Source organism: Marinobacter sp. G5_S1_61_S3 (assembly GCF_054968585.1).
The window spans coordinates 66,089-75,325 of sequence record NZ_JBQKUK010000021.1; the positions used below are offsets into that span (position 1 = coordinate 66,089).

General features: G+C 58.6%; 7 protein-coding genes. 5 read left to right on the forward strand and 2 right to left on the reverse strand.

The features are described 5' to 3' along the window. Positions 1–53: 53 nt before the first annotated feature. Together ACTRWH_RS18410 and ACTRWH_RS18415 are read right to left on the reverse strand one after the other, a co-directional pair. Positions 54–1,115 carry a hypothetical protein gene (locus ACTRWH_RS18410; RefSeq protein WP_075196548.1) on the reverse strand — a complete coding sequence of 354 codons (1,062 nt, stop codon included), beginning with the start codon at positions 1,113–1,115 and terminating at the stop codon, positions 54–56. Positions 1,116–1,375: 260 nt separating this feature from the next. Further along, entirely contained in the window at positions 1,376–1,993 is a 618-nt protein-coding gene (locus ACTRWH_RS18415; RefSeq protein WP_036209652.1) for a TetR/AcrR family transcriptional regulator, read from the reverse strand. 171 nt (positions 1,994–2,164) lie between these two features. On the opposite strand from ACTRWH_RS18415, the gene ACTRWH_RS18420 reads away from it, so the two are divergent. The 5 genes from ACTRWH_RS18420 (at position 2,165) to ACTRWH_RS18440 (ending at position 9,034) form a co-directional block, all read left to right on the forward strand. After that, positions 2,165–3,970 carry an acyclic terpene utilization AtuA family protein gene (locus ACTRWH_RS18420; protein WP_462826720.1) on the forward strand — a complete coding sequence of 602 codons (1,806 nt, stop codon included), beginning with the start codon at positions 2,165–2,167 and terminating at the stop codon, positions 3,968–3,970. Positions 3,971–4,123: 153 nt separating this feature from the next. Then, complete coding sequence (locus ACTRWH_RS18425) at positions 4,124–4,990, forward strand: SDR family oxidoreductase (protein WP_462826721.1); 867 nt, start codon at positions 4,124–4,126, stop codon at positions 4,988–4,990. Between the two features lie 10 nt (positions 4,991–5,000). Further along, positions 5,001–6,617, forward strand: a complete 1,617-nt coding sequence (locus ACTRWH_RS18430) for a carboxyl transferase domain-containing protein (RefSeq protein ID WP_462826722.1) — start codon at positions 5,001–5,003, stop codon at positions 6,615–6,617. 261 nt (positions 6,618–6,878) lie between these two features. After that, complete coding sequence (locus tag ACTRWH_RS18435; protein WP_085679755.1) at positions 6,879–8,039, forward strand: acyl-CoA dehydrogenase family protein; 1,161 nt, start codon at positions 6,879–6,881, stop codon at positions 8,037–8,039. A 176-nt stretch (positions 8,040–8,215) separates the two neighbouring features. After that, positions 8,216–9,034 carry an enoyl-CoA hydratase/isomerase family protein gene (locus tag ACTRWH_RS18440; RefSeq protein WP_091640934.1) on the forward strand — a complete coding sequence of 273 codons (819 nt, stop codon included), beginning with the start codon at positions 8,216–8,218 and terminating at the stop codon, positions 9,032–9,034. Positions 9,035–9,237 lie beyond the last annotated feature (203 nt).

Consider the following 9,237-nt stretch of genomic DNA (forward strand, 5'->3'; position numbering starts at 1 on the left):
ACCTCCGGGTCTTTCTTGTGTTTGTAGGTAATTACAGTGAGTCGGGGGCCTGCTTAGAGCAGGCCGTCCAGATCCATGGTTTCAGGCTCTTCGAGCCGTTCCGGGCTCAGTCTTCCGAAATAGGTACGGGGCGTGCGGTAGCCGTAGTTCGCTGTCCAATGCTTATCGGACGAGAACTGAATGACGTCTCGGGCGATCTCGTCTACCAGGCGATACTCAGCCCATACTTTGATCACTCCATCCGCGTCGGCGAACCGCGCGATGACATCCTTGAGCACCTCCGGGCGACCAAACGTCTCTGCAGCCACGGCCTCAAGAGCCATGGACGCCCGTATACCCGATTCAACCCCCAGGCGGGAGCTATCCTCAAGCACTTCCCAGGGATCCGGAGACAGGCTGGGGCGGGTGTCCGGCAACAGCAACCACACCATGCCGCGTATGGCATTCGGTAAACCGCCCCATTTTTCGTTATCCAGGCATTCGGCGGCACGCTCCGCCCGGGGCGCAATATTGCGGGGAACCCCTGCCATGGCACCGGAGTTGGCGTCGTTCACGATGGCCTGCATGCCGGTCAGCAGGCCCAGCAGGAAAGTCAGCTCCTCCTGGTCATCGAACAGGAACGGACACTCGAATTCCTTTGCGGCCGGGTCAAAGTCATAGGCCGCCATGGCGCGCTGATAGGCGACATAGCGACGCTTGGCGGTTCGGGCATTCAGCCGCTTTGCTTTCTCCCGCGCGTCTTTTGCGGCGGGTACGTCACCGGCAAAATCAGCGCGCAGGTATTCCAGTTCCGCTTCCCATGCCTTGTATTCAGAGCAGTTCGCGGCCAGCAGCATCAACAGGGAACCGGTGCTCTCAGGCGCCTCGGTCACGCGGGAAAACGAGTACAACAGCGGGTCAACGCCCTCACCCAACGCACAGGCCATTTGCGGATCGGACATCTGCATGACGTAAGGGGTTGCTTCCCCCTCGGAGTAATTGGAGAGCACCACACCCGTTGTAGTGTAGATGGGGTTGGCCGAGCAACCGGCCAAAAACGTCACCACAAGAAGAAGCAGGTGACGGCTGCGAACGTTGAGGGCATGCCCAAAGGAATTCACCAGTGAGGAGTTCATAGTTCGTCCTGTTTGCATTGTTTTTATAGGTCGGGGGCGATCGCAATCACTGTCCCGTTCATCTTTGACGAGGGCAAGAATGCGTTGAATCTTGTCAGACAAAAATGGCTGGATTGCCGATTTGGTTATGCCGATCAGGCCAATGGCCCACATAGACGAGAGGAAATTATCTTTTAATTTATTTAAAACAATAAGTTATGTAAAAAATTACAATTGAGACATTTGTACCACCATCGGCATTTAACGCCGGGTTATCCAATTCAGGGCGTCGTTAAACCCATCATTGCAACCACCTGCGCCGTCAAATCATCCAGGGTCAGGCCACCGTCAGGCCGATACCATGTCACTGTCCAACTCAGGGCGCCCGTGAGCATACGGCGCACCACAAAGGGATCTGCCGCCAGCACGCCGTCCTGACGCAAGGTCTCCAGCACATCCAACCACAACTGCTCGTAGATATCCCGAAGCTCAAGGACGTAAGCCTGGGATTCCTCGGACAGGCTACGCCACTCGAACACCAGCACTGCCATGGCCTCCCCGGTCTGCCCGTTGATGGACTCCAGTTCAGCGCGAATCAGCGCCTGCAACTTGTCACGATGGGTACTGGCCGCATCCACGGCAGCCTGCATCAGGGCCGTGTTGAGACGAATGGTCTCCACCATGACGGCCTTGAGGATTTCTTCCTTGGTGCGGAAGTGGTGGAACAGGCTACCGGACTGAATGCCAACGGCGGCGGCCAGATCCCTGACGGTGGTCCGCTCATAACCCTTGTCACGAAACAGCTTTGCGGCCTCGTGGAGAAGCCGGCCACGGGCTCCGGCGGGATCGGAAACCAGGTTGTCGGCAACCAGTGAGCGCAGGATAGAGTCTTGATTCACAGTGTTTTCCAGCCAGGGAATAGAAGAGCGCCCATTCTATCCCGAATTTGCCTGTTTACAAACCAAGCGCTTGCTTGGTATCGTCAACCGCATGATAGACAATCTCCGCTAAAAGCGACCCGGTAAGGGTCTCTGAAAGCACTTTGCGGCTTCCGTCAACAAGGTGAAGACATGCCAGATTCCGACATCTCCAGGCCACAAACCGTCCGTATTGGCTGCTCTGCCGCCTTCTGGGGCGACACCGAAACGGCTGCCGCCCAACTGGTCCACAAGGGAAATATTGATTACCTGGTGGCGGACTACCTGGCGGAAATCACCATGTCCATCATGGCGGGGCAGAAGATGAAGGACCCAAGCCAGGGTTACGCCCGCGACTTCGTACAAACGGTGATGGGCCCCTTGCTGGGTGAGATCAAACAGAAAGGCATCCGGGTATTGGCGAACGCCGGTGGCGTCAATCCCGTCGCCTGCCGCGATGCTCTGCAGGCTTTGTGCGAAAAAGCGGGGTTGGATATGAAGATCGCCCTGGTGCTGGGTGATGACCTTCTGCCGAAAAAGAAGCAACTGGCCGATGCCGGCATCACCGAGATGACCACCGCACAGCCAATGCCGCCGATGCTGGTCAGCCTGAACGCCTACTTGGGCGCTCCGGGATTGGTCGCAGCACTGGAACAGGGTGCGGACATTGTTATCACCGGCCGGGTTGCCGACAGCGCCCTGGTCCTGGCGCCTCTGGTGCATGAATTCGGCTGGCGTTGGAGCGATTACGACCGACTTGCCCAGGGCAGCCTGGCCGGGCACTTACTGGAATGTGGCGCTCAATCCACGGGCGGTAACTTTACCGACTGGGAAGATGTAGCCGAGGGTTATGCCGATATGGGCTTTCCGATTGCAGAAGTCTCCGCCACCGGGGATTTCATCATGACCAAGCCGCAAGGTACCGGGGGCAAAGTGTCCCGGGGCACGGTGGCGGAACAGTTGGTCTATGAAATCGGCGACCCGAGAGCTTACCTGCTGCCGGATGTGACCTGTGATTTTACCGGGGTCTCCCTTGAGGAAGTGGCAACGGACGAGGTTCGGGTTTCTGGCGCCAAGGGGCTTCCCCCCACGGACAGCTATAAGGTGTCCGGCACCTGGCCGGACGGTTTCAAGTGCACGGTAACCTTCTTGTTGGCAGGCATGGATGCGAAGGCCAAGGCCCGGACAGTCGCCGAGGCGATCTTGGCCAAAACCTCCCGGATGTTCAGTGAGCGGGGTTTACCGGACTACACGGAAAACAGCATCGAACTATTAGGCACCGAGGCCACCTACGGCGCTCAGGGGCGTATGGGAGAGTGTCGGGAGGTGGTGGTGAAGATCAGCACGGCCCACCTCAAGAAGGAAGCGCTGGTGCTGTTTTCCCGGGAAATCGCCCAAGCGGCGACAGGGATGGCACCTGGGATTACGGGCATTGTGGGTGGACGGCCGACGGTGTGGCCGAAGATTCGGTTGTATTCGTGCCTGGTTCCGAAAACGGAGGTGTCCGTTGCCGTGGATCTTGGTGGCGACAAGCAGACGGTAGACGTGGCTACTGACGGCGGGTTCGAGCCAAGCCAGCTGATTGAGCAGTCTGCCAGTGCGGCCGCTCCGGCCACGGATACCACAGTGCCTTTGATTCAACTGGCCTGGGCGCGCAGTGGTGACAAGGGGGATCACACCAATATCGGGGTGATTGCCCGCAAGGCGGAGTTTGTGCCGTTTATTGAGGCGGCGTTGACGGAGTTGGCTGTGGCGGAATGGATGGCCCATACGCTACACCCTGAGCATGGTCGGGTGACCCGTTGGGCGTTGCCGGGGTTTCAGGCCTTTAATTTCCTGTTGGAGCACAGTCTTGGCGGCGGGGGCGTTGCCAGCTTGCGGATTGATCCGCAGGGGAAGGCGTTTGCCCAACAGTTGCTTGAGTTCCCTGTGCCGATTCGTGCTGGCCTGCTTGATTAATCTGGCTTTGGTGCATGCGTTCCGGTGGGAAGGTTTGTCCGGGACGCGCTGTGAATACGTCCCTGTACGCTCGACAAAAACATCCATGTTTTTGACGTTCCCGGACAAACCTTCCCACCGGAGCGCCCGAACATTTGAAAAGGTCTTCTTGCTATGAGTTATCAATCTGTTTTTCATCCGGATCTTTTTAAGGATCAAGTCTTCATCGTTACGGGAGGAGGTTCTGGGATTGGGCGTTGTACCGCTCATGAACTTGCTGCGCTTGGGGCGAGGGTCGCTCTGGTTGGGCGAAAGGCCGAGAAGGTTGAGGCGGTGAAAGCCGAGATTACTGAGGACGGTGGTATCGCTTCCGCTCATGTGTGCGACATCCGTGAGGAAGAGTCTGTAAAGGCGACCGTCACGGCCATCATTGAGGAACATGGCGGGCTGAACGGCGTCGTGAATAACGCCGGGGGTCAGTTTCCGTCGCCGCTGGCAAACATCAACCAGAAAGGTTGGGAGACGGTGGTTCGCACGAATCTTACTGGGGGCTTTCTCATTGCCCGTGAAGCCTACAATCAGCTGTTGTCAAAAACCGGCGGCGCCATCGTGAACATTGTGGCGGACATGTGGGGCGGCATGCCTGGCATGGGGCATTCCGGCGCTGCCCGGGCAGGGATGGTGAATTTTACCCAGACCGCTGCAGTTGAGTGGGGTTGCTCCGGGGTTCGGGTGAACGCTGTGGCTCCGGGCTGGATTGCCTCCAGTGGGATGGATAACTATCCCGAACATATGAAGCAGTGGATTCGTAGCCTCGGGGATAACGTGCCTCTTAAGCGAATGGGGACGGAGTCCGAGGTCAGTGCAGCGATTTGTTTTCTGTTGAGCCCGGCGGCGGCGTTTATCAGTGGGGATTGCCTGCGAATTGACGGCGCCGCGTCCCAGGGGGGCCGGGTTTGGCCGTTCCCGAAAGCGAAGAACAATGAGCCCTTTAATGGGTTCCACCGGGCAGTCACGCCAAAAGTGTTGAGTGACGACTGAGGAGAATTCGATGCAGGTACTGGAGTCCACCGTAAATCCCCAGTCGGATGACTTTCGCGCAAACGCGGAGGTGATGGAGGCGCACATTGCCACCTTCCGCGATGTGGAGCAGAAGGTTCTTGATCTGGCGGAAGCGGCACGTGAAAAGTTCACCAAGCGCGGGAAGCTGTTACCCCGTGATCGCATCAATCGCCTGCTGGATCGTGGTACGCCATTCCTGGAGCTGTGCTCCCTGGCCGGCTACAAGATGCACGACGACAAGGATGGCAGCCTGTCCGGTGGCGGTATTATTGCCGGCATTGGCACAGTTAGCGGAGTCCGCTGCCTGGTGGTGGCCAGCAACAGCGCCATCAAGGGCGGCACCATCACGCCGGCGGGGCTGGACAAGACCCTGCGGCTGCAACAAATTGCCATGGAGAACAAGCTGCCGGTGGTGTCACTGTCTGAAAGCGGCGGCGCCAACCTGAACTACGCCACAGACATTTTCGTGCTGGGCGCTCGCGGTTTCGCCAATCAGGCACGCATGTCCGCCGCTGGCATTCCCCAGGTAACGGTGGTTCATGGCAATGCGACCGCCGGCGGTGCCTATCAGCCGGGGCTGTCGGACTATGTGATTGTGGTGCGGGAACAGGCCAAGATGTTCCTGGCGGGCCCTCCCCTGCTGAAAGCGGCCACCGGCGAAGTCGCTACCGATGAAGAGCTCGGCGGCGCACAGATGCACGCAGAAGTGGCCGGCACGGCGGAATATCTGGCCGAGGACGACGCCGACGGCATCCGCCACGCCCGCAATGTGCTCGACGCCCTGCCCTGGAACGAGCAGTTGCCCCCATCACGGGAGCCGGAATGGGAAGAGCCGCTTTATCCAGCCGAAGAGTTACTGGGCGTTATTCCCAGTGACGCCAAGAAGCCCTATGACGTGCGTGAAATCCTCGCCCGCATAGCCGACGGCTCGAAGTTCATGGATTTCAAGAACGGCTACGACGACCAGACCGTGTGCGGCACCATCCGCATTGAAGGCCACTCGGTGGGCATTATCGGCAACAACGGCCCGATCACGCCTGCCGGCGCTACCAAAGCGGCGCAGTTTATCCAGCTCTGCGATCAGGCCGGCACACCGCTGCTGTTCCTGCACAACACCACGGGTTTCATGGTGGGCACCCATTCGGAACAGAACGGCATCATCAAACATGGATCAAAGATGATCCAGGCGGTGGCGAATTGCCGGGTGCCGAAGGTCGCAATTGTGATCGGCGGTTCCTATGGTGCAGGTAACTACGCGATGTGTGGCCGCGGCCTGGACCCACGTTTCATCTTCGCCTGGCCCAACAGCCGCACGGCGGTCATGGGCCCTGCGCAGGCAGGCAAGGTGATGCGCATTGTGGCCGAGGACAAACAGCGCCGGGGCGGCCTGGAGCCGGACCCGAAAACGCTGGATTTCCTGGAGCAGGCCACGGCCAAGAAACTGGAAGACGGCTCTACGGCCCTGTTCGGTACAGCTCGGTTGTGGGACGACGGGCTCATAGATCCGCGGGATACCCGGCGGGTTCTGGCATTGGTGCTTTCGGTTTGTCGGGAGGCTGAGGTTCGGCAGTTGCGGCCTAATTCTTTTGGCGTTGCCCGCCTCTAGGAGAGCTTAGTGATGGTGGTTGACCCCGGAGCGGCAGGCCTCCCAAAAACCGCCCTGCAGGAAGCAACGAATTTATAGACAAAGCGGCTGTGTGGGCGGGCCTTCAGAAACCGTGCGGAGCCATGGATGGCGGAGCCCGAGCGTCACATGGATGTGCCGAAGGAGCGTGTTTCTGAAGGCCCGCCTACACAGCCGCCACCCAAGCTAGAGAACGTGCACCACTACCACTTAGGCACGAACTAACATCAGGAGAACAAAAACGTGAAATTCACAGCCGAACACGAAGCCCTCAGAAAAACCGTCCGCGATTTCGTGGAGAAGGAAATCAATCCCCACTGCGACGAATGGGAAGAAGCCGGCGAGTTCCCGATTCACGATATCTTCAAGAAGCTCGGCAACCTGGGCTTGCTGGGCATCCAGAAGCCGGAAGAGTATGGCGGCATGGGGCTGGATTACAGCTACAACCTGGTGGCCGCTGAAGAACTCGGCACTGCCCATTGCGGCGGTGTGCCGCTGGCAATAGGTGTGCAGACAGATATGTGCACCCCTGCCATTTCACGCTTTGGCTCTGACGAACTCAAACGGACCTTCCTTGCCCCGGCCATTGCCGGTGACATGGTGGGCTGTATCGGCGTCAGCGAAGTCGCCGCCGGTTCTGACGTGGCGGGAATGAAAACCACCGCAAAGCAGGACGGCGATGACTACGTCATCAACGGCTCCAAGATGTGGATCACCAACAGCCCCAAAGCCGACTTTATCTGCCTGCTGGCCAACACCTCCGACGACAAGCCCCACAAGAACAAATCGCTCATCGTTGTGCCTATGAACACGCCGGGCATTTCCTTCAGCCCGCATTTGAACAAGCTGGGCATGCGCTCTTCCGAGACCGCGCAGATTTTCTTTGACGATGTGCGAGTACCGCAGCGTTATCGCATCGGTGCGGAAGGCACTGGGTTCATGATGCAGATGTTGCAGTTCCAGGAGGAACGGATGTGGGGCGCGGCCAATGTCATCAAGGCACTGGAACTCTGCATCAACAAGACCATTGAATACTGCCGCGAGCGCAAAACGTTCGGGCAGCCGTTGATCAACAACCAAGTGATTCACTTCCGCCTGGCAGAGCTGCAAACCGAAGTGGAAGCCCTGCGTGCCCTCACCTATCAAGCCTGTGAGCTGCATGTGGAAGGCAAGGATGTGACCAAGCTGGCGTCAATGGCCAAGCTGAAGGCCGGGCGGCTTGGGCGTGAGGTGACGGACAGTTGCCTGCAGTACTGGGGGGGCAATGGTTACATGTGGGAGAACCCGCTGTCCCGTGCGTTCCGGGATGTGCGGCTGGTGTCGATTGGCGGCGGTGCTGACGAAATCATGTTGGGGATTATCTGCAAGATGATGGGGACTTTGCCTGGTAAACAACGGGACTGATTATTAGGTTTTGGCATTGGGGGAAGGACTGGCAGGCAGGAAGGTAGGGCCGTTTCGAGACACGCTGTGAATACGTCCATGTACGCTCGACAAAAACATCCATGTTTTTGACGGTCCCGAAACGGCCCTACCTTCCTGCCAACCAGCCCCCAGACAACGGTATTGGAGTCATGTCTATGGAAAATTTACCTCACTGCGAAACGCTAGTTTTGGAAAAACAGGGGCCTGCCCTTCACGTCACCATCAACCGGCCAGACGTTCGGAACGCCATGAGCCTGCAGATGGTGGCGGAACTGTCGACGGTGTTCAGTCAGGTTGAGAACGACGCCAGCATTCGTGCCGTGGTGATTCGCGGAGCCGGTGGCCACTTTTGCGCCGGCGGGGACATCAAGGACATGGCCGGTGCCCGGGGGCAGAAGCCTGCCGAGGGTGAGGAAGATCCTTTCTACCGGTTGAACCGGGCGTTCGGTCAGATGATTCAACAGGTGAACGAGTCGTCGAAGGTGGTGATTGCAGTCACCGAGGGCGCGGTGATGGGCGGCGGTTTTGGGCTGGCCTGTGTATCGGATGTGGCGATTGCCGGGCCGACAGCCAGGTTTGGTATGCCGGAGACGACCCTCGGGGTGATTCCCGCGCAGATTGCGCCGTTTGTGGTGGAGCGCATCGGACTGACACAGGCGCGGCGGTTGGCGTTGCTGGGACTGCGGGTAGACGCGGACGAAGCCTGCCGGCTGGGGATTGTTCATCAGGTGGCGGAGTCTGAAGTTGAGATTGATGAGTTGCTCGGCCATGCGGTTGACCGGGTACAGCAGTGCGCGCCGAATGCGACGGCCCAGACCAAGGCGTTGTTGCACCGCGTTGGTCACGAATCGATGAGTGGGCTTCTGGACAGTGCTGCCGGGAAGTTTGCCGAGGCGATTCGCAGTGACGAAGGCTCTGAGGGGACTCTTGCGTTTATGCAGAAACGGCCGGCTTCTTGGGCCAAGTCAGACTGATGGTGGAGGGTCGGGATTGATCCGGCTTTCCGGGACACGCGGTGAATACGTCCCTGTACGCTCGACAAAAACATCCATGTTTTTGACGGTCCCGGAAAGCCGGATCAACCCCGACCCCAGACACCGTGCAAAACGCTCATAAAAAAAGACATGCAATTACAACAGTTGGAAGGAGCTTTGGTGGGAGGGAGGCCCTGGTTCAG

Coding starts and splice junctions, on each gene's coding strand:
- ACTRWH_RS18410 (WP_075196548.1), bottom strand. CDS start 1,115: ATGAACTCCTCACTGGTGAATTCCTTTGGGCATGCCCTCAACGTTCGC.
- ACTRWH_RS18420 (WP_462826720.1), top strand. CDS start 2,165: ATGCCAGATTCCGACATCTCCAGGCCACAAACCGTCCGTATTGGCTGC.
- ACTRWH_RS18425 (WP_462826721.1), top strand. CDS start 4,124: ATGAGTTATCAATCTGTTTTTCATCCGGATCTTTTTAAGGATCAAGTC.
- ACTRWH_RS18430 (WP_462826722.1), top strand. CDS start 5,001: ATGCAGGTACTGGAGTCCACCGTAAATCCCCAGTCGGATGACTTTCGC.
- ACTRWH_RS18440 (WP_091640934.1), top strand. CDS start 8,216: ATGGAAAATTTACCTCACTGCGAAACGCTAGTTTTGGAAAAACAGGGG.